Source organism: Bombella intestini, assembly GCF_002003665.1.
Lineage (GTDB): Bacteria > Pseudomonadota > Alphaproteobacteria > Acetobacterales > Acetobacteraceae > Bombella > Bombella intestini.
Genome location: NZ_JATM01000006.1, coordinates 25,050 through 45,221 on the forward strand (window position 1 = coordinate 25,050; position 20,172 = coordinate 45,221).

Below are 20,172 nucleotides of genomic sequence, written 5' to 3' on the forward strand. Positions count from 1 at the left end.
AGGGACTCCCCCAAACTTCCTACCCTCAGGACCATAAATCTTCTGGGGCGCGGAGGTCAAAGAAGGTCCGCAGATCCTGTCGGAAATAATGTGGGTATGCCGGATCTTTTTTAAAGAGCGGATTGTCCTTCCATCGCTCCAGCATGACCTGTTTTTCATTGAAAAAGCGGGCTTCATGCTCTGGGCGGTCGTCACTTCCTCGGGAGTAGCTTTCATGGTGGACAGCCTCTGCCTCCGCACAGAAGATGATGCGGTGTCCGCTATCCCGGATTTTTAGGCAGAGATCGACATCATTATAGGCTACGGCCAAGTTGGCTTCATCAAAGCCGCCGACTTCATCAAAGAGTGGATGGGACACCAGCAGAGCAGCCCCAGTGACAGCCGTTACTTCATGGTTGAGGCGCAGCCGACCGATATAGCCGAAGTCCTTGGATGACTGGAGGCGATGAACATGCACCCCGATGACATCCGGCCCGACAGCCACGCCAGCATGCTGGATAGTCCCGTTAGGATAGAGCAGCCGTGCCCCTACGGCACCGACATTCGGTGTGGCCAGTGTTTCCAGCACCATTTTTTTGATGAAGTCGGGCTGGGTAATGATGACGTCATTGTTGAGGAAGAGCAGCAGGTCGCTCTGGCTCTGTTTGGCGGCCAGATTGTTGAGCCGGGCATAATTGAAAGGCTCTTCTACATGTAGAACGCTGACCTGCTGGTGTGCGCTGATCTCCTCCAGCCATGCCAGCGTGTCCTTCTGAACGGAGAAATTATCCACAAGGATGATGTCAAACTGGCTGTAGGTCTGTGTTTCTAGAAGAGACTCGACACAGTTTCGTGTCATGTCCAGCTGATCCCGGAATGGGATGATAATGCTGACAGACGGCCGTTCGACAAAAGGCCAGTCAACGGTATAGAGGCTCAGACGCTCCACAGAGGAAACAGTAGCATCAATTCCTTTGCGTTTCAGGTGGTCTGTAACGCAGCTTATGCCAGCTTGGACGGCATAACCTTTATTGCCGATATTGCTGGCAGTGGAATTGGGTGTCTTGCGCCAGTGATACAGAATCTCCGGTACGTGATGGATAGCCTCACGCGGGATGATCTCTACGGCACGGAGGATGAAATCATGATCCTGCGCCCCGTCATAACGGCTTTCCAACAACCCTACCTGACGGACTGTCTCTGCCTCCATAAACGTGAGATGGCAGATATAGTTGCAGCCTAAAAGATAGCGGTAGTCATAAGCCGGTTTTAGGTTCGGCTCGAGGAAGTGGCCACCGGCGTCTATTTTGTCTTCATCGCAATAGAGTAGCTTAGCCCCAGTTTCCAACGCAGCACGCACCATGCGTTCTAGAGCCACATCGACCAGCAGGTCATCATGATCGAAGAAGGCGATGTAGTCACCTTTGGCATGGCTAATGGCCTTGTTGGTGGCCCCGGCAATGCCCCGGTTCACCTTTAGTGAGAAGGTGCGGATCCGTGCATCTTTTTTGCGATATTCTTTAAGCAGGTCTCTGGTCTGCTCACACTGACTACCGTCATCAACAAGGATAAGTTCCCAGTTTTCATAGGTCTGATTCAGGATGGATTCGATAGCCGCCCGGAAATCAGCCTCATCCGGCCGCCATGTCGGGCAGAGGACGGAGACGAGCGGTGCTTTCTTCAGCGGGTGAGCCTTGCGCAGTAGAGCTGTTTGCTCCCGCAGAAGGGGGTAATAGCTTTTCGCCCATCTGTCATAATGCTGGAGATTAAGCGGCTTGCGGGGGATCAGCGAGCGTGTGGTGTTTCGCAGGGCTGTCAGCTGCTGGTGCAGAGCGGCAATGCTGTTTTCGATCTGCACGAGTTTGGTGGTCAGCTGGTCGTCTGCCAGAGATGTGAGCAGCGGGCTACCAGATAGCGGGATGTCATCCGGCATGCTGGTAACGGTGATCTCGTGGGAGAGGCCGTCATGGTACCGCTGAGGGATGGGCAGCTCGAAACCGCAGTTAGGTGGTCCTTTCAGGGCCTCGGCAACATCGCCCCGGTAGCAGTTGGCCCGGATGGTCCCAACGGGCACACCATCAATTCGGACAGACACGACAACATTGTCTGACCAGTCAGCGTTCGGATGGTTGCGGGAGATGACCCACCCCCGCAGAAGACCTTCGGAGATGCCATCTACGCAGCTTTGATACTCAGTATGTGGCGTGAAGGAGAAGGGAAAGGATTCGTGGCCTTCTTCAGGCTTATCCTCATTGGGCAAAAGGAGAGCAGTGCGGTCAGCAAAGCGGATGGAGATGTCATGAGACTCGCCATCAAAAGCCTCTTGAGGGAGTTTAAACCGGAAGCCCAGCTTATTGCTGGCAGTCCGCAGTACCTGGCGGACATCATCCCTAGGTAGGTCACAGAGAACCTGCATGACTTCCTGACCATCCATCAGGATATGAAGGAGGGCAACACGAGCCGGGTTGTGCAGATTGACAGCCCAGCCACTTATGATGCCGCTCTGGCTGTCTATAGTATCAACAAAACCGCGGAACTGGTCTGTAGGCAATGTCTTCTTCTCCTCCTCAACAAGGCCCGACGAAAGAGAGGCGTTTCATAATTATGCAATATTTCTATGCCAGGCACATGGCGTTTTCTGTTCCAGAATGGGGAATATAGAAAAAAGCGGGCAGTTCCACCCCTTAAAGTGGGATAATCGCTTTTTCTGACGGTTGTTCTTTGCGAAGAGGGGCGGTAATGCACGAAGGCGGAGGCATCCTGCATCAGTAAGGAATGTCGCTGCAGTTGAAACGGTCAAGGCTTCGGACACATGCGCATGACGCCCGTATCGCGTTCATCACACCGTAGAGCGGGGTTTGATACCGTTTTTCATGGGTTGCTTCTGCTCTGCTCGCTACTGGTGCTAGCCATGCTGGGCGGGCTGATCCTGCTGATGGCGACAGGAGGCTGGCAGGCTTTTACCAAGTTTGGCCTCTCCTTTTTCACCACGGCATCGTGGAATCCCGTAAAGGATGTATATGGGGTTCTGGCTCCTCTGCTGGGAACCCTCGTTAGTACGCTCATTGCCATGTTGATCGCCGTCCCCATGGCCTTCGGGACAGCTTTTTGGCTGACCTACATTGCTTCAGGGCGGTTTTCTTCCATTGTGGGAACCACCATCCAGCTTCTGGCCGCTGTGCCATCCATCATATTCGGTATGTGGGGATTCCAGACGATCGTCCCTTTCATTGCCCGTGATGTGCAGCCGTTCCTTAATCACCATTTCCGCCACACACCCATCGTGGGGTCGCTTTTGTCCGGCCCGCCTGTGGGAACAGGGCTTGTAACATCCGGCATTATATTGGCGGTGATGATCGCTCCTTTCATTACGGCTGTCATGGTGGATGTGTTTAGTGCTGTTCCCCCCATGTTGCGGGAAAGTGCCTATGGGCTGGGAGCAACGCGCTGGGAGATGATGCGCAAGATTGTCGTGCCGTGGTCCCGCAATGGTATGATCGGGGCCATTGTGCTGGGCATGGGGCGTGCGCTGGGCGAGACCATGGCGGTGACCTTTATCATTGGTAATGTGACAACGGTTGGTTGGTCCCTGTTTGCGCCACGCAGTACCGTAGCTTCCTTGATCGCCCTTCAGTTTCCGGAAAGTCCGGAAGGCTCTTTGCGTCTTTCCTCTCTTATGGCGTTGGGCTTCATTCTTATGCTTCTTTCCTGTGTCAGCCTGATTCTGGCACGCTGTCTCAGAGGGAAACGTCAATGACGGCACCTGTAATCTCTCCGGCCTCTGCTGGTAAGGAAGGCAGTACCGGCTCCGAACCGGGACAATGGCGTCCAAGCCGTAAGGCCATGCGGCGACAGTTGCTGGATTATGTAGCAACGGGTGTCAGCATTGCAGCGGGGAGTATCCTGCTGCTGGTTCTGGCCTCCATCCTGTGGACATTGCTTAGCCGTGGGTTGGTGGGCCTTTCATGGGCGACGCTGACGCATAAAATGGGGCCGCCCGGCTCTGGCGGCGGGCTGGCTAATGCCATTGTGGGCAGTGTGTTGCAGACGGGCCTTGCCCTGCTGATGGCCGCCCCGGTCGGGTTGATGTGCGGCATCTATCTTTCCGAATATGGGCGCAAAGGGAATCACTTTGCCAGTGCCGTGCGGTTTGTTGCCGACATGCTGATGTCCGCCCCATCTATCTTGATCGGCCTGTTTATCTATCAGCTCTTTGTTGTGCCGTTTGGTCATTTTTCAGGTTTTGCTGGAGCGGTGGCCTTGGCTGTTCTGGCCCTACCTCTCATCGTACGGACAACGGAGGATATGCTCCGTCTAGTTCCGACAGCCATGCGAGAGGCCGGGGCGGCTCTGGGTGCAGCTCGTTGGCGTGTCATCCTGTTCCTGTGTCTGCGGTCTGCCCGTAAGGGAGTGACGACTGGTATCTTGTTGGCTCTAGCCCGTATGGGAGGGGAGACAGCCCCGCTGCTTTTCACCTCTCTGGGCAACCAGACCATGTCCACAGATATGACCCGCCCTATGGCTAGTCTGCCTATTGCCATCTACCAGTATGCTGGTGCCTCTTATGAGGATTGGGTGCAGCTGGCCTGGACAGGTGCCCTGCTGGTGACTTTTGGTGTGCTGATCATCAACATCACCGTGCGGCTTTCATCCCGTCACTGAAATCAAGGGAAGAGATTTTCATGACTCCTGCTTCGATGTCGTCTGCCGAGCCGTCAGGTAAGGCACCTGCTCAGGATGTGGCCCTTGCAGTGCGGGACCTGAACTTCCACTATGGCAGCCACCATGCCCTGCATGGCATTTCGTTGGATTTCCCCGCCCGTTGTGTGACGGCCATGATCGGTCCCAGCGGTTGCGGTAAGTCCACTTTGTTGCGTGTCTTCAACAAGATATATGATCTTTATCCCGGCCAGCGGGCCACGGGTGAGGTGATGTTTGATGGTCGCAATATCCTTGATGATTCCATCAATCTAGACATGTTGCGCTCCCGCATCGGGATGGTGTTTCAGAAGCCTACGCCGTTTCCCATGTCCATTTACGACAATATCGCTTTTGGTGTGCGCTTGCATGAAAAGCTGAGTCGGACGGAAATGGATGAGCGTGTGCAGGATGTGCTAACCCGTGTGGCCCTCTGGAATGAGGTGCGGGACCGGCTCAATGCCCCGGCAACAGGCCTTTCTGGCGGGCAGCAGCAGCGTCTCTGCATTGCCCGTAGCATTGCAACTCGGCCGGAAGTCCTTCTGCTAGATGAGCCGACTTCTGCACTGGACCCGATCTCCACAGCCCGGATTGAAGAACTTCTTGATGAGCTGAAAGAAGAGTTCACCATTGCGATCGTAACGCATAATATGCAGCAGGCCGCACGTTGTGCCGATCGTGTCGCCTTCTTTTACCTCGGCAGGCTGGTGGAGGTGGATACGGCGGACCGTATCTTCACCAACCCCCGTGAAAAGCAGACGCAGGACTATATTACCGGCCGGTTTGGATAAGCGAAGGGAGAGAGCCTATGCCTCACGAGCGTTCTCACATTGTCTCAAGCTTTGAGCAGGAGCTAGAACAGCTTCGGGCGATGATGGTGAAGATTGGTCGTATTGTGGAGGAGCAGGTGGAACTTGCCCTTCGTGCCATTTCTGACCATGACGAATCAGCAGCCGAGGAAGCCACACGCCTCGACCCGGAAGTGGATGAGCTAGAGCGGGAAGTGGAAGGGTTGGTTATCCGTCTTCTGGCATTGCGTAGCCCGATGGGGGCAGACCTGCGGGAGATTGTTGCTGCTCTCAAGATCACAGGGGATCTGGAACGCATTGGCGATTATGCTGCGTCTATTGCCCGTAAGGCCATCAAGGCAGCTTCAGGCGATGGGCAGATTTCCTTGTCCGGCCTGCGGAGTATGGGGCGTCTGGTGCGGGATAATCTGGGCCGGACGGTGGATGCCGTTATTGAGCATGACGCTCATCAGGCCATGGAGGTGTGGCACGCTGACAGAGGTGTGGACGAGCATTATGTAACCGTGTTCCGTGAACTGGTAACGTACATGATCGAAGATGCCCGGAACATCCGTGCTTGTACGGAGCTTCTCTTTATTGCCAAGAATCTGGAGCGTATTGGCGATCATGCTACTAACGTGGCTGAGCGTGTTTATTACGCTGTGACAGGTGAGAATCTGCCAACAACCCGCCCTCGTGGCGGCAGCCCGACCCGGAGCGGTGGATTGGGAGAAGATGCCGATTGATTCGCTGTTGGAGCGGATCAAAACGTAGGATCATCATTCCTTTATGAATGTGAAAAACCCCCGGCAGGCATCAAAGCCTGTCGGGGGTTTTCTTTAGGGGACTTTGCTTATTGTTAGTCCTCGGAGTCGCTCTCTTTATCGTTGCGCTTGAGGAGCATCCACCCGCCATAGAAGACCAGTGCTAGAACGGGGATGGACCCAACTGTGATGGTGCCAGATGGATAATCAAATGCCATCATGACCAGTACGAGCAGCAGGAAGGCTAGAGTCAGCCAGCCGGTATAGGGTGCTCCCGGCATGGCAAACCCTGTTCTGGCAATGCGACCTTGCCGGATGGCTTTGTGTAGGCGTAGCTGGCAGAGCAAGATAGTGGCCCATGTCCCCAAAATCCCCAGAGAGGAGATGCTCAGCACGATCTCAAAGATCTGTGTGGGGTACAGATAATTCATCAGCACGCCAATGAGGTAGATGAAGAGTGTTGCACCAATCCCCACATAAGGGACGGCGTTACGGTTCAGCTTACCCATAGACTGTGGGGCGGAGCCACCAAGGGCCAGAGCCCGCAGAATACGCCCAGTGGAGTACAAGCCAGAGTTGAGGCTGGAGAGGGCTGCCGTCAGCACCACAAAGTTCATGATGCTGTCTGCTGCAGGCAGGCCTAATTTGTGGAAGAAGGTCACAAACGGGCTTTCACCGGCATGATAGGCCGACCACGGCATAAGGCAGACCAGCAGGGCAACAGAACCAACATAGAAGACGACAATACGCCAGATCACGCTGTTGACAGCATTGGGGACGACCTTGCGTGGGTTTTCACATTCCCCGGCGGCAATGCCGATGAGTTCTGTTGCGGCATAGGCAAAAACGACACCCTGAATCAGCATCAGGGACGCTACAACCCCATGGGGGAATATGCCGCCAAATTCGGTAATGAGATGGGCACCCGGTGCATAGGGGCCGACATGTGTGCCGCTGAGCAGGACATAGCCGCCCACACCTAGGAAGATGAGCAGCGTGAGGACTTTAACCAGCGAGAACCAAAATTCAATCTCGCCAAAATAGCGCACGCCAGTAAGATTAACGGCCCCGACTACAAGCAATGCGCCCAGTGCAATCAGCCATTGAGGGATATCGCCAAAGATCGGCCAGTAATGGATGTAGAGCGCAATGGCCGTAATATCGACAATGCCGGTCATGGCCCAGTTGAGGAAGAAGAACCACCCTGCCGCATAGGCGGCTCCCTCGCCAAGGAACTCACGCGCATAGGTGACAAAGCTGCCACTGCTGGGGCGGTACATCACCAGCTCCCCCATGGCCCGAAGGATCATGAAGGCGCACAGGCCACAGATCGCATAGGTGATGGCAAGGGAGGGACCGGCAATTTGGAGGCGGGACCCCGCTCCCAGAAACAGCCCGGTACCGATGGCGCCACCAATGGCGATCATCTGCACATGCCGGCGGCTCAGGTCTTTTTGATAGCCTTCATCTGCCGCATTGGCCTGTTTGGGGAGTTTCTGGTCGGGAGGAGAAGTAGTCATGCGATGATCCTGCAATGGTCGGTCTGGAGGGCCGTAGCCCGGGCAGGTGGTACCTTTTCGCTTCTGTCTGGTCTGCCATGTGTTTTACGAATAGATTCTATAAACAACGCTCAAGGCTTTGCCAATGCGCAGTGCCCCGAAAGCAGTTCTTAACAGGTTATTATTGTGTTGTTACTGGTCTGCCCTGTTTTTTATGGGGGGAGTTGTGCGGCAGCCATGCAGAAAAATACGCAAACCCTCCTCGAGATAGTGGTGCAGGCTGTCCTTATCTCGTGCGGGGCTGCAATGGGCGAGTCGGCTAAGCATCGGTGCTCCAATGGTTAGGCCGAAGAGATGGTCGGCCGCATCAGCCGCATTGTCGAAGTGTAACCGCCCGGCTTTTTTCTGCTCATCTAGCCAGTTTCGCATGCTCGTTTTGCTATCAGCCGTGTGAAATAGTTCAGTCATGAGCTGCTGAATGGAGGGTGAGCGGTTCGTCTCACCAATAATAGTCCGCAGCAAGCCAAGGCGTTTCTCGCAAAGGAGTATGTCCGCCATTTTGAAGATCATGGCCCGGAGCTGTTCTTCCATTCCGATTTCTGGAGTGAGCGAGGGGGTTAGCGGTACAAACAGCTCGGAAAGCAGAAGCTGCTCTACCAAAGCTCGTTTGGAAGGGAAGAAAAGGTAGAGCGTCTTTTTGGACATGCCCGCATGGTGGGCGATGTGATCCATCGTAGTGCGGTGGTAACCCTGTTGCTGCAACAGGGTGCAGGCTACCCGGAGAATGGTTTCACGGCGGTCCGTGCCATCATGAGGCTGCATAGTACCACACTCCCTGTGAGATGGATAAAGAAAGCCAACTTCTTGCCCGATCTTTGCATGGGGCTGTCAAGCCTTAATCAGAAAAGATGTCTCCAGCATGAGATTTTCGGCCTAGTTAGGAGGGGGAGGGATTGACCGGCAGATAGGAAACTAAGTAGTTTCCGTCTCCACTTGTTTTTTATGATGATACATGGTGCAGGTTGGCTTAGTTGCTTCTAGCCCCATTGTCCCATGTTTATTTTTTAGAGAGCCTGCCTGTCTATGCCCATGATCCGCCCAAAATTGGCTGTCTGCCTGTCCCGAACGGTATTTTATGGCGGCGTGTCTTTGCTGGGCATGAGTGTTCTGGCGGGATGCCAGAAAAAAGCTCCGCCCGCCCCGCCGCCGCAGTCCGTAGCGGTTGTGACCCTCCATGCGCAGAGTGTCCCGCTGGAAACATCCCTTCCGGGGCGGACGGATGCCTACGAGCAAGCACAGATACGCCCGCAGGTCAGCGGGGTTCTGGTCGCTCGTATGTTTGAGGAAGGCAAGGACGTTCAGGCCGGGCAGCCTCTTTATCAGATTTATATCGCACCATTTCAGGCCGCCTATGATCAGGCTCGTGGTCGGCTGATGGAAGCGCAGGCTAGTGCTATTCGTGCCCATGCTCAGCTAAAGCGGTATAAGGCATTGGTCGGGCCGAGGGCGATTAGCCGTCAGGATTATGATAATGCTCTGGCCACATCCCGGCAGGCGGATGCTGAGGTAGTGCAGGCGCAGGCCGCTGTAGAAACGGCTGCGGTCAATCTCAATTATACTCATGTTCAGTCGCCGATTGATGGGCGTATCGGTAGAACGCTTTATACGGCGGGGACGCTGGTGACGGCCAACCAGAGCACGCCTATTGCGGTGGTTACACGGCTGGACCCGATTTATGTGGATGTTAATCTGGCCGCTGAAGATATGATCCGCCTGCGGCGTGAACTGGCATCCGGCCAGTTGGAACGTAAAGGCAACGAAGCGGCTGTAACGTTGGAGCTGCCTGATGGGTCTAGTTACGGTCAGACAGGCCAACTGAAACTTTCCGAAGTTACGGTCGATCCCGGTACAGGGACGCTGGTGATGCGGGCTGTCATGCCCAACCCGGATAAGCTGCTTCTGCCGGGTATGTTTGTTCATGCACACATCAAGGAAGGAAGTGACCCAAATGCGCTGCTGCTTCCTCAAATTGGCGTGCAGCGGACCCCTAAGGGTGAACCATACGTTATGGTGGTTGATGAGCAGAACCATGTCCATATGCGGCTGGTTTCGCTGGGGCAGACGGTTGGTTCTAACTGGATGGCCACCAAAGGGGTGAAAGCCGGGGAGAGGGTGATTGTAGAGGGGTTGCAGAAGGTCAGGCCGGAAGCGTTGGTCAAGCCCTATGAGGCCAATTTGGCCGAGATGGGGTTGGAGTAACAGCGGATGTCACTTTCACGTTTCTTTATTGACCGCCCCATTTTTGCTTGGGTGGTCGGGCTAATCATCATGCTTGTGGGTGGCGTGTCCATCACTCGCATGCCTATTGCCCAATATCCGACTATCGCCCCGCCGCAGATCGCCGTTGCCGTGGATGACCCCGGTGCTTCGGCAGATACGGTCAATAATACGGTGGTACGGCCTATCCTTCAGCAGATGTCCGGGTTGGATCATCTGGAATATCTGTCTGCCCAGTCTTATGGCAGCGGTCATATGGAAATTGACCTGACCTTTGAGCAGGGAACAAACCCCGATATTGCTCAGGTGCAGGTGCAAAACAAGTTGCAGCTTGCCCAGCCGCGTTTGCCGCCAGAAGTAGTCAGCCAAGGGCTGAGTGTCACCAAGGCCGCTAAGAACTTCATGCTTGTTATTGGCTTCATCTCCACAGATGGCAGCATGAACGGGAAGGATATTTCCGATTATGTAGCGTCCAACGTGATGGACCCGCTCTCCCGTATTTCTGGTGTGGGGGATCACACGCTCTTCGGGTCTGAATATGCCATGCGTATTTGGATGGACCCGGACAAGCTATACAAATATGGCCTGACCGTAGGGGACGTGCAGAGTGCCATCCAGAGCCAGAACATTCAGGTTGCATCTGGTGAGTTGGGCGGTCTGCCTGCCCGTAAGGGGATTGGTTTTGATGCAAACATCATCGGGCCTGTTCGTCTGACAGAGCCAGAACAGTTCAACAGTATGCTGCTGAAGGTCCAGCAGGATGGCAGTCAGGTCCGCATGAAGGATATCGGGCATGTAGAGTTGGGCGCACAGAGCTACAATTTTACATCCCGCTATAACAACCAGCCTGCCACGGCCATGGCGTTGAAGCTGGCCCCCGGGGCTAACCAGATGGTGACGGAAGCGGCTGTGCGGGCCAAGATTGCCCAGTTGTCTCAGTTCTTCCCCAAGGGGCTGAAGGTTGTTTATCCGTTGGATACGGAACCTTTCATTACCCATTCCATTGAGGAAGTGATTGAGACGTTGCTGGAGGCCATTGCATTGGTCTTCATCGTAATGCTCGTATTCCTCCAGAACTTCCGGGCTACGCTGATTCCAACCATTGCCGTGCCGGTGGTGCTGTTGGGGACGTTCGGTATCCTGTCAGTGTTGGGTTACAGCATCAATACGTTGACCATGTTGGCGATGGTGTTGGCCGTGGGGCTGCTGGTGGATGATGCCATCGTGGTGGTGGAAAATGTCGAGCGTGTGATGAGCGAGAAAAAGCTCTCACCACGGGCGGCAGCACGGGAATCTATGGATGAGATTTCCGGTGCGTTGGTGGGTATCGTGCTGGTTCTTAGTGCGGTCTTCCTGCCGATGGCCGCTTTTAGCGGGTCCACCGGGGTGATCTATCGCCAGTTTTCTATCACGGTGGTGGCGGCCATGTGGCTTTCCGTTTTGGTTGCTATGGTCATGACACCGGCCCTTTGTGCCACCATGCTCAAGCCGACCCAGCATGAGGTCCATTTCCGTCCGGCTGTCTGGTTCAACCGTCAGTTTGAACGGCTGACGAACCGCTATATCGGCGGGGTACGGCACATGCTGCGCTTGCGTGTTCTGGCGATGGTCATTTTTGCTGGCCTGACAGTTCTGGTTGGTTTCTTGTTCATGAAGGTACCAACCGGCTTCCTGCCAGATGAGGATCAGGCTCTCATTTTCGGGCAGATCAGTATGCCCGCCGGGGCTACAGATGCGCAGACAGGGGCTGTTAACCGCCGGGTTACGGACTATGTGCTGAAGACGTATGGCAGGGATGTTGAATCCGTCTTTACCATGAACGGCTTTAGTTTTGCCGGGCAGGGGCAGAATGCCGGTGCGTTCTTCATCCGTCTCAAGCCGTGGGATGAGCGGCCGGGGTACGAACATTCCAGCATGGCCATTGCCAACAAGATCATGAAGCATTTCTGGGGGGACCCTGCGGCGCAGATTTACGCACTGAACCCTCCCGCTGTGATGGAGCTTGGCAATGCCACGGGGTTTGATCTGGAGCTAGAAGATAACGGCCATATCGGTCATCAGGCCTTCCTTGCTGCCCGTAATAAGCTTCTTGCTGCGGCATCCAAAAATCCACTTCTTTCTGCTGTGCGCCCGATGGGGCTGGAGGATGCTCCGCAATTCGTGTTGGACCTCAATCGTGAGAAAGCCAATGCACAGGGCATTAGCAATGCGGATCTCAATACGACCATTCAGGGGGCATTTGGGTCGATTTATGTTAACCAGTTCACCCGGAATGACCGTGTGAAACAGGTTTATATTCAAGGTGAACCTTTCTCTCGCATGACACCAGAGGACCTGAACCGTTGGTATGTCCGCAATAATGTAGGGGACATGGTGCCCTTTACAGCCTTTGCTTCAGGGCACTGGGTTGTTGGCCCGCAGAAGGTGGAAAACTATAACGGCCTGAATTCTTATGAGATTCAGGGTGTGCCTGCTGTGGGTGTCAGCTCTGGTAGGGCGGTGGAGGAGATTGAGAAGATCATCAAGACTCTTCCGCCGGGTGTTGGGCATGAATGGACAGGTCTGACCTTCGAGCAGCTAGCTTCTGGCAATGCTACGGGGCCGCTTTATGCGCTGGCTGTTATCGTGATCCTGCTGTGCTTGGCGGCCCTTTATGAGAGCTGGGCTATTCCGTTTGCTGTGTTGCTCGTGCTGCCGCTGGGCGTGCTTGGGGCCATTGGCTCGACACTCTGGCGTGGGTTGAGCAACGATGTGTATTTTCAGGTCGGGTTGCTGACAACGGTCGGCTTGGCTGTGAAAAATGCCATCCTGATCGTGGAATTTGCCAAATTCTTTTACGATCAGGGCGACACATTGGAGGATGCCGTGCTGAAGGCCGGGCGGGAGCGTCTACGCCCTATTCTGATGACCTCCATTGCCTTTGTCTGTGGTGTGTTCCCGTTGGCGATTGCAACAGGTGCGGGGGCGGCTTCTCGTGTGGCTATCGGTACCTGCGTAGTGGGTGGGATGGTTACGGCTACCGTGCTGGCCGTTTATTTTGTGCCGCTGTTCTTTGTGGTTGTGCTGCGTCTCTTCAAGGTCAAGCGACTTTCGGAACGGCACGAGGCAGAGCAGGAAGGAGACCACGCATGAGCATGAAGCAGCATAGCAGGAGCAGGGCTGTCCTTGCGGGGGTGATGGGGCTTGGCAGCTTACTTCTGTCCTCTTGTAATTTAGCACCTAAATATCATCGGCCAGACCCGGCCGTCTCAAAGGCGTATCCGGCTGATGCCGAGATTAAACCGGGCCAGCCGGTTCATCAGCAGGTGTCCGATCTTGGTTGGGAAGATTTCTTTACGGACCCACGGCTGAAGGCTCTCATCGGCCTATCTCTTGCCAATAACCGGGACCTTGCCGCCCAGATGGCCGCTGTGGCTGCTGAACGGGGGCAGTATCAGGTGCAGAATGCGGCTCTGTTCCCGACTATCTCGGCTGGAGGAGGGGCCCAATATGCGGGGCCTTCCGATACTGCGGGGTTCTCCTTTGCGCCGGGAGCGGGTGAATCCGTATCTACGTTGCGTTTTTATCAGACCTCCATTGGGTTTTCATCTTACGAGATCGACCTCTGGGGCCGTATCCGCAACATGAGTCAGGCCCAGAAGCAACAAACATTGGGCACGGCAGAGAATCTACGGAATCTGTGGATCACGACCGTGTCGCAGGTGGCGAGCACCTATATTCAGTGGTTGGCGGACCGGCGTTTGCTGGACCTCGCCCATCATACGGCCCGCACGAGGGCGGATACATGGCGTCTCAATAAGCTGGAATATGATCATGACGAGCTGGATGCTCTGACGTTGGCACAGAGTGCGGCGGAACTTGAGCAGGCTCGTTCGGATGAGGAAAAGGAAACACGGGCCGTAGCGGATGACGAACATGCGTTGCAGCTGCTTGTCGGCGTCCCACTACCTGCGGATTTGCCGCCTCCCTTGCCTATGGGGCGGCAGACGATGATTGCCGACCTGCCGGCTGGTTTACCGTCTGATCTGCTGCAACAGCGGCCTGACATCATGGCGGCTGAGCATAGCTTGCTCGGGGCTCATGCCTCTGTGGGGGCGGCACGGGCGGCGTTTTATCCCCGTGTGACGCTGACAGCGAGTGAAGGGACCAGCTCCCTGCAGTTCCGCCGCCTGTTCACTCGTTTGGCAGAGACATGGGGTGTGTCCCCCAATATCAGTATTCCGCTACTGACATGGGGTGTTAACGAAGGGAACCTGCGGACTTCTAAGGCGAAGCTGCGTCAGAGCGTTGCGGAATATCAGAAGGCTATTCAGTCGGCTTTCCGGGAGGTTTCCGATGCTTTGACCGCTCGGGAAACTTATCGCAGGCAAGATGGTCATATGATCGTGTTGGAGACACAGGCTCAGCGGGCTTACGATCTCGCCCGTATGCGCTATCATGCTGGAATTGATAGTTATCTGACCACATTGGTGCAGGAACGTCAGCTTTATCAGGCCCAGCAGACTCGTATCATGGTCGAGGCGGCACGGTTCCAGAACATGGTGACCCTGTATCGTGCACTCGGTGGTGGCTGGAGCCGGAAAAGCCGGGGTGTAACCGACACGTCCCCTGGCCATTTATAAGAGGTCGTGTCGAAGGGAGAGGGCATATGCGTTTTGTGAAACAGGCCGGTCTGCTGGCGGGAGCTGGCATGGTGCTGGTGGGTGTGGTCGGACTAGCCCCGGCGCAGGCTGATGACATTAATACCATCGTTAGGAAGCCCATGCCCCGCTCCAGCCTGCCCCGTGTTCATGCTGATTACAGCATGTTTCATTTCGTGCCACGGGGTGATGAAGTGACCGTGCAGCCCGAGCGTGACCGCCTTCTTTTTCGCAAGAAAAGCGGTCAGCCAGATGGCTATGCGGAACGTCGTGGGGCGGCTATTGTTTATTATGATGCCAGCGGTAAGCCTATTCGCATTCAGCATCTGACCCCGGAAGAGCTGGACCGGATGAATCAGTAAGGAGATAGCGGCCCCTTGTTGGGCGTTAGCGTTTCCACTTCCAGTAGCCGTAAAGGCCGAGGCCGGTATAGCCTGCATACAGCAGGGCCGTAATGGTGAGTGAGCGGTTGAGGAACAGGCCCGTATAAATCACATCAATGGCGGACCAGAGCAGCCAGCTTTCCCGGTGACGGCGGGCCGTCCAGAGCTGGGCGAGCAGGCTGGCCCCGCTTAGCCCACCATCTAGCAGAGGGGTTGGGTCATCACTCCAGCGTTTCAGGGTTAAAATCCAGAGGATGGAGAGAAGCAGGAAGAAACCTGTTTCCAGTACGGCCCGACTGAGGGGAAGAGGCCGGGCCGGAAGAGTGTCTGCCGGGATGGTGGGGAGGTGCCCCGTCCCGTTGATGCGTTTTTTCCGTTCCCTAGCCCATAAGGCCCAGCCATAGAGGATGGCGATGCTGAATACTCCTTGCAGCACCGTATCCGCATAGAGATGGGCCTGAAAGAATACTGTGCCATAAAACAGCGTTGCCAGCAGGGAAATGGGCCAACCGATCATGCGGCGTTGTGCTGTTAGCCAGACGCCAGAGGCACTGAGAAGGGCGGCGATCAGTTCCATGAGGTCAGCTTTCTTTCAGCAAGGTGAGTAGAGCCTGTCCTCTGGCGGTATGGAACCATTGGGCATGACCAATGAGATAGTCCCGCCGGGAAACTTCAGCAGCCTCTTTATTGCCCAGGACATCGCTGTAATAGGCGATCTCCGAGAGGGCGAAGGTAACATGGCAGAGTGGTAGCCAGCAGGCGGTGAGGTGCTTTTCAGCGGTGCTGCGGGGCCGCTGGGCATCATAAGCATGTATGAAGGCCAGAAGCTGCTCCTCATGCACCGCTGGGGTGCCGTCTGGGTCCAGCCAGTTGATGAAGCTGCGTTCTATGGCGACAGCGAGGTCAAAGGCGGCACTGGTCTGGTCACACATACCAAAATCAAACGCACGGGCAGCCGTGATGTCTTGTCCTTCTATGCGCCAGAGTAGGTTGGCACCGTGCCAGTCTCCATGTCCCCAGAGTGGATGATCATCTGGAAGTAGAGGATGCAGGGCCTCATGAAAGGGGGTCAGTAAAGGTAGGATATCCCGTTGTAGTGAGGCAGGTGTGTAGAAGGCGGCTAGTCCGCTCTGTTCTGCGGCCCACGGGATCAGACTGTCGGCTAGCTTATCACCCAGCAGGGGATGTCGTGCTGAGATGAGTGGAGGATTGTGGCGTGGCGGTGCTTGATAGGCCTCACTAGCTTGATGCAACTGCGCTAGAAGCGTGCCGCTGGACGCCGCTTGGTGCGTGCTGTGATAAGGCCGCCAAGAATCCAGCCCTCGATAGGCGTCTTGCTCGGTAAAGAGGGGGAAGGCCTCGTAAGTATAATCAGGTGTGGCGAGAGCTGTCTGTCCATCCAACATGGGTAGAGGGGCAGAGACGGGCAGGCCCTGCCTAGCCAGATGGCGAGTGAAGCGGTGTTCTTCTGTCAGTGTATTTGCAGAGCGCAGGGCCTGCCCGTGTCGTTTGAGAAACAACCGTCCGCCATCGTCCAGTGCTATGATGGCCGAGGAAGAGAAAGGACGGCGGCTGTGCCAGAGCAGCGGATTACGGTCCGGCTGGACGCCCCAGCGTGGCAGAAGTGTGGTTATGTCTTTGTCTGTCAAATAGGGCCAGACGCAGCCATTATAACCACTCTCCAGACCAAGGGGGCGTGCCGACATACTTAGAATCCAGCTGTCAGGCTAGCGAGGGCGGCGAAGGGGGCACCGATATAATAACCCGGTGCTGATCCGCTAATTCGTGTGCCATGTAGCCCGGTAGTGTCATGTGCGTTCAGAGCGGTGGAGTTGACGCCAGAGAGATAACGCTGATTGCTGATGTTGCTCAGGTTCAGTCGTAATGTGGGTTGATGAAGGAAGCCCACATTGTTGAAGCGGTAACCAAGGCTTAGATCGGCCGTCATAATGGAAGGGATACGCTCGTCATTCATGAAGGTAGAATATTGGTGGCTCATGTAATGCATGGTGATCATGCTGAAGAAGTGTCCATCATCATAGCGTAATCCGGCTCCAACCTGAAAATGGGGGCTACGGATCGCCGTCTTACCTGCTGTTGGTAAGATGTCCCCTCCGGTGGCGATATTATTATCAATACTCGTATGGAGATACTCGAAGGACGCATAGGGGCTAATATGATGCCAGGGCCGTGTACCCAGCTCCACATCCACGCCACGGGAGGTCTGTTTCCCAGCATTGATGGTTGTGATGATGTTGGGGTTGTTCGCTTCGCCTGTTTGTATCTGCCGGTTGCGGAAATTATAGTTGAAGAAGGTCAGGCTTGCTGTCAGCCAATCCCCCGTGCGGCGGTATCCGAATTCCTCGGCGACTGAATATTCATTCTTCAGGTGGTTGGTCCCGGCCTGACTGATGGCGCCATTGGCTGCTCCATTCGCATCTACACCAGCATAGCTGTTATAATAGGCAGAGACAGCCGGTGCCCGAAAATTGGTGTTCACATTGAGGAAGATTTGATCCTGTTTTGTGATGTTCCAGCGTAGGCCGAAGCGGGGGAGGGGTTCTTGCCGGTTGCTGGTAACGTTGCGCTGCGAGCCGGGTACATCGTTCGTTCCCCAGCGGTGCAGCATGACTTCCTTAAAGCCAATATCCATAGCTAACCTGTCATCCATTAAGGAGATATGGTCGCCAATGTAGAGGGCATTGGCCTGCGACATGGTGTGAAACGCCCCGGCCAGATAAGGGTTGCCATCTGACATGAGGATGCGGTTGCGTCTTTTGTCGGCCCAGATGTTGGTAGCAGAGCCATCATCACCCACGCTCGTGAAGGGCTGACGCTCATTATCATCGGAGTAGTCGTACCAGTAGCCCATGACGAAATCATTCCATTTGTAATGGGCATGGAAGGCCATGTTCACACCGGCCCGATAACTGCGCTGGGTGTAATCAGCCCGGACGGTCTGGCCGTCTTTAACGGGTAGGGAGGCTACGGGTTGGGAGCCGTAATAATTCCCCGTGCTGGAGAGCGTGGAACCATAGGGGAAGTTGCCGTAGGCACTCTGGGCATAAGGGGTGATGTCGAAGGAAAAACGCTGGTTGAAGCGCAAATGCACCGGTGCGCCGACATAGAGCGTTTCTTCTGGGTCGCGGGCAAGACGCCAGTAGTTGGTGCTGTTTTCACCGGGCTGGAAATGCTGGGTTAGCTTGCCGCTATGGGTGCCGTAGGTTTTCCAGTCCGCAAGGGAGGTAAAGGGGTAATAGCTGGTATCGGCTTTGTTCCATGACCCCAGAAGGCTGGCATGGCTTCCTTGTCCCCATTCTTTGAGAAGCCTGAAGTCGATGTGCTGACGGGTGTCGTACCCTCCGCTGCGCCAGTTGTCCGCATGAGTGTTGGAATAGGAGACAAACCCTCTTACACCGCTATGGCCTATTTCACCTGTTTCCAGCCGGATGAAGCCACGCCTTGTATTGAAGGCCCCATAAGAGAAGGAGGCAAAGCCGCCGGGCTTTAGGGCGGGGTCAAGAAAGGAGAGTTTCATCAGCCCGCCTGCGGCGTTGAGGACGGGGCTGTCCAAATCGGCTGATCCCTGCTGGAGGCCGATCTTGCTGTAATTTTCTGTATCGGCAAACTGGTTGGGGTAGCCATTGTAGGCGGCAATGTCGTTAAGGGGCATTCCCTCCAGCACATAGCCCAGCGCATCGCCATTTAGGCCACGCACGCTGATGTTGGTGTTAGGCGAAATTCCGAACGGGTCGGATGTCATGACATTAGCACCCGGCAGGATGGAGACGAGCTGAAAGGCCGAGGCCATAGGGGCCTGAATGTCCATGTAGCTGCGGCCCACCTCACTGATGGACTGCGTACCATGCTGGGGGCGGATCAGCCCGCCGCCACGTTGGACAACCTCCGGGGTGGCACGGGTGGTGATGTATTCCACCTGTTTGGCCTGCATGGCGTGGGGTGCCTGATGTTCGGCAGGGTGGTGGGGCGTGGCGGATTTGTGGGCCTGCTTCTCGGAGGTTGCAAGTGCCCAGCCGGGGCTACAAAGAAGCAGAAAGAAAGGAGCTGTTTTTCTACCGGAGAAAAATGAACGCATGGAATCTTCGCCTTCGGGATACGATGGTGAAGGTTCGCAGTAGGGGCGTCAGTTCAGGGGGAGTAACGGGGGATAAACCCGCTCTATGCTGTTTCCTGTCCCTTCGCCGGTACGAACCGGATCAGGTTCAAAGGGTTAGATGGGCTAATAGCCATCTTCTCAGCCTTACATCGCAAAGGCACCCCTCGGAACATATCCCTCCGTTAGCAGAGAGGGCGGCTTGTGTCTATTTGCTTTCCCGTTCGCCGGGGCGGTTCCTACAGCCTGTGGGATTCCCTTGTAAAAAAGCCGTATTCTGCCAATATCGCATGTAAATATGCACTGTCGGTTCTTTATATGGAGGTTACATGCCCATCATTGCACCAAGCCTGCTTGCTGCTGATTTTTCCAATCTGCGTCACGAGATGGGCGCTGTTGCGGAAGCACCGTGGCTGCATCTTGATGTCATGGATGGACATTTTGTACCGAATATTTCCTTTGGTATGCCCGTCATCAAGGCGTTGCGCCCCCATAGTAAGGCCCGTTTTGATGCCCATTTGATGATTGAACCGGCCGACCCTTATCTGGCCGCCATGGCGGAAGCCGGTGTGGATCATATCACCGTGCATGTAGAGGGAAACGCTCATCTCCATCGTACATTGCAGACCATCAAAGCACTGGGCTGTAAGGCCGGTGTGGCTATCTGCCCTGCTACACCGCCAGAGGCTTTGTCGGAGGTGATGGACATGGTCGATATTATTCTGGTTATGACGGTTAATCCCGGTTTCGGGGGGCAAAAATTCCTGCATGGTCAGTTGGCTAAGATACGAACCCTTGCTGAGATGATTCGTAAGAGCGGGCGTGACATCGTGCTGGGGGTTGATGGTGGTATTGATGAGACCACTACCCCGCTGGTGACAGAGGCTGGGGCAACCATGTTGGTAGCGGGTTCTGCTATTTTTGGTAAGGATGATCGCAAGGCAGCGATTGAGGGTATGCGTGCCGCTGCCCGGCCAGCCCGACTTTCAGCCTCGGCAGGGGAATGATGGTTGTTTAGGGCTTGCTGGCG

Annotated in this window: 15 protein-coding genes and 1 riboswitch; of the genes, 9 read left to right on the forward strand and 6 right to left on the reverse strand. The window is 55.3% G+C overall.

The window, feature by feature from the left end:
- Window positions 1-25: 25 nt before the first annotated feature.
- Window positions 26-2,530 (reverse strand): glycosyltransferase family 2 protein, encoded by a 2,505-nt coding sequence (locus AL01_RS08730; protein ID WP_077397165.1) that lies wholly within the window; start codon window positions 2,528-2,530, stop codon window positions 26-28.
- Window positions 2,531-2,791: 261 nt separating this feature from the next.
- Between AL01_RS08730 and pstC the strand changes: the two genes are divergently transcribed.
- The 4 genes from pstC (at window position 2,792) to phoU (ending at window position 6,211) form a co-directional block, all read left to right on the forward strand.
- The gene (pstC, locus tag AL01_RS08735; RefSeq protein ID WP_077397166.1) at window positions 2,792-3,736 is read left to right on the forward strand and encodes a phosphate ABC transporter permease subunit PstC; all 945 of its coding nucleotides are present in this window, start codon (window positions 2,792-2,794) and stop codon (window positions 3,734-3,736) included.
- 86 nt (window positions 3,737-3,822) lie between these two features.
- A complete protein-coding gene (gene pstA / locus AL01_RS08740) occupies window positions 3,823-4,641 on the forward strand; it encodes a phosphate ABC transporter permease PstA (RefSeq protein ID WP_143280754.1) in 819 nt (272 codons plus the stop codon).
- A 20-nt stretch (window positions 4,642-4,661) separates the two neighbouring features.
- Complete coding sequence (gene pstB / locus AL01_RS08745) at window positions 4,662-5,468, forward strand: phosphate ABC transporter ATP-binding protein PstB (RefSeq protein ID WP_077397168.1); 807 nt, start codon at window positions 4,662-4,664, stop codon at window positions 5,466-5,468.
- 17 nt (window positions 5,469-5,485) lie between these two features.
- Window positions 5,486-6,211 carry a phosphate signaling complex protein PhoU gene (gene phoU / locus AL01_RS08750; RefSeq protein WP_077397169.1) on the forward strand — a complete coding sequence of 242 codons (726 nt, stop codon included), beginning with the start codon at window positions 5,486-5,488 and terminating at the stop codon, window positions 6,209-6,211.
- A gap of 113 nt (window positions 6,212-6,324) precedes the next feature.
- Here phoU and AL01_RS08755 read toward each other — a convergent pair whose 3' ends face one another.
- Window positions 6,325-7,749 (reverse strand): amino acid permease, encoded by a 1,425-nt coding sequence (locus tag AL01_RS08755; protein ID WP_077397170.1) that lies wholly within the window; start codon window positions 7,747-7,749, stop codon window positions 6,325-6,327.
- Window positions 7,750-7,920: 171 nt separating this feature from the next.
- The gene (locus AL01_RS08760; RefSeq protein ID WP_077397171.1) at window positions 7,921-8,550 is read right to left on the reverse strand and encodes a TetR/AcrR family transcriptional regulator; all 630 of its coding nucleotides are present in this window, start codon (window positions 8,548-8,550) and stop codon (window positions 7,921-7,923) included.
- Between the two features lie 336 nt (window positions 8,551-8,886).
- Between AL01_RS08760 and AL01_RS08765 the strand changes: the two genes are divergently transcribed.
- Genes AL01_RS08765 through AL01_RS08780 form a run of 4 tightly spaced genes read left to right on the forward strand, consistent with a single transcriptional unit; the run spans window position 8,887 to window position 15,007 of the window.
- Window positions 8,887-9,987, forward strand: coding sequence for an efflux RND transporter periplasmic adaptor subunit (locus tag AL01_RS08765; RefSeq protein WP_229709369.1), 1,101 nt, complete (start codon window positions 8,887-8,889; stop codon window positions 9,985-9,987).
- 6 nt (window positions 9,988-9,993) lie between these two features.
- A complete protein-coding gene (locus AL01_RS08770) occupies window positions 9,994-13,137 on the forward strand; it encodes an efflux RND transporter permease subunit (RefSeq protein WP_077397172.1) in 3,144 nt (1,047 codons plus the stop codon).
- Window positions 13,138-13,139: 2 nt separating this feature from the next.
- Window positions 13,140-14,627 (forward strand): efflux transporter outer membrane subunit, encoded by a 1,488-nt coding sequence (locus AL01_RS08775; protein WP_143280756.1) that lies wholly within the window; start codon window positions 13,140-13,142, stop codon window positions 14,625-14,627.
- A 26-nt stretch (window positions 14,628-14,653) separates the two neighbouring features.
- Window positions 14,654-15,007 (forward strand): hypothetical protein, encoded by a 354-nt coding sequence (locus AL01_RS08780; RefSeq protein WP_077397173.1) that lies wholly within the window; start codon window positions 14,654-14,656, stop codon window positions 15,005-15,007.
- A 25-nt stretch (window positions 15,008-15,032) separates the two neighbouring features.
- Here AL01_RS08780 and pnuC read toward each other — a convergent pair whose 3' ends face one another.
- Genes pnuC through AL01_RS08795 form a run of 3 tightly spaced genes read right to left on the reverse strand, consistent with a single transcriptional unit; the run spans window position 15,033 to window position 19,124 of the window.
- Window positions 15,033-15,605: a nicotinamide riboside transporter PnuC gene (gene pnuC, locus AL01_RS08785; RefSeq protein WP_077397174.1), complete on the reverse strand. Its 573-nt coding sequence runs from the start codon at window positions 15,603-15,605 to the stop codon at window positions 15,033-15,035.
- A gap of 4 nt (window positions 15,606-15,609) precedes the next feature.
- Window positions 15,610-16,734 carry a phosphotransferase enzyme family protein gene (locus tag AL01_RS08790; RefSeq protein ID WP_077397175.1) on the reverse strand — a complete coding sequence of 375 codons (1,125 nt, stop codon included), beginning with the start codon at window positions 16,732-16,734 and terminating at the stop codon, window positions 15,610-15,612.
- Window positions 16,735-16,736: 2 nt separating this feature from the next.
- Window positions 16,737-19,124, reverse strand: coding sequence for a TonB-dependent receptor (locus AL01_RS08795; RefSeq protein ID WP_241502794.1), 2,388 nt, complete (start codon window positions 19,122-19,124; stop codon window positions 16,737-16,739).
- An 80-nt stretch (window positions 19,125-19,204) separates the two neighbouring features.
- Window positions 19,205-19,320: riboswitch (TPP riboswitch) on the reverse strand.
- 151 nt (window positions 19,321-19,471) lie between these two features.
- Here AL01_RS08795 and rpe point away from each other — a divergent pair.
- Complete coding sequence (rpe, locus tag AL01_RS08800; protein ID WP_077397176.1) at window positions 19,472-20,149, forward strand: ribulose-phosphate 3-epimerase; 678 nt, start codon at window positions 19,472-19,474, stop codon at window positions 20,147-20,149.
- The last annotated feature ends 23 nt before the right edge of the window (window positions 20,150-20,172 follow it).

What these genes read in the sequence shown, in the direction of transcription:
- pstC (WP_077397166.1), top strand. Translation starts at nt 2,792, where the DNA reads ATGCGCATGACGCCCGTATCGCGTTCATCACACCGTAGAGCGGGGTTT.
- pstA (WP_143280754.1), top strand. Translation starts at nt 3,823, where the DNA reads ATGCGGCGACAGTTGCTGGATTATGTAGCAACGGGTGTCAGCATTGCA.
- pstB (WP_077397168.1), top strand. Translation starts at nt 4,662, where the DNA reads ATGACTCCTGCTTCGATGTCGTCTGCCGAGCCGTCAGGTAAGGCACCT.
- phoU (WP_077397169.1), top strand. Translation starts at nt 5,486, where the DNA reads ATGCCTCACGAGCGTTCTCACATTGTCTCAAGCTTTGAGCAGGAGCTA.
- AL01_RS08755 (WP_077397170.1), bottom strand. Translation starts at nt 7,749, where the DNA reads ATGACTACTTCTCCTCCCGACCAGAAACTCCCCAAACAGGCCAATGCG.
- AL01_RS08760 (WP_077397171.1), bottom strand. Translation starts at nt 8,550, where the DNA reads ATGCAGCCTCATGATGGCACGGACCGCCGTGAAACCATTCTCCGGGTA.
- AL01_RS08765 (WP_229709369.1), top strand. Translation starts at nt 8,887, where the DNA reads ATGAGTGTTCTGGCGGGATGCCAGAAAAAAGCTCCGCCCGCCCCGCCG.
- AL01_RS08770 (WP_077397172.1), top strand. Translation starts at nt 9,994, where the DNA reads ATGTCACTTTCACGTTTCTTTATTGACCGCCCCATTTTTGCTTGGGTG.
- AL01_RS08775 (WP_143280756.1), top strand. Translation starts at nt 13,140, where the DNA reads ATGAAGCAGCATAGCAGGAGCAGGGCTGTCCTTGCGGGGGTGATGGGG.
- AL01_RS08780 (WP_077397173.1), top strand. Translation starts at nt 14,654, where the DNA reads ATGCGTTTTGTGAAACAGGCCGGTCTGCTGGCGGGAGCTGGCATGGTG.
- pnuC (WP_077397174.1), bottom strand. Translation starts at nt 15,605, where the DNA reads ATGGAACTGATCGCCGCCCTTCTCAGTGCCTCTGGCGTCTGGCTAACA.
- AL01_RS08790 (WP_077397175.1), bottom strand. Translation starts at nt 16,734, where the DNA reads ATGTCGGCACGCCCCCTTGGTCTGGAGAGTGGTTATAATGGCTGCGTC.
- AL01_RS08795 (WP_241502794.1), bottom strand. Translation starts at nt 19,124, where the DNA reads ATGCGTTCATTTTTCTCCGGTAGAAAAACAGCTCCTTTCTTTCTGCTT.
- rpe (WP_077397176.1), top strand. Translation starts at nt 19,472, where the DNA reads ATGCCCATCATTGCACCAAGCCTGCTTGCTGCTGATTTTTCCAATCTG.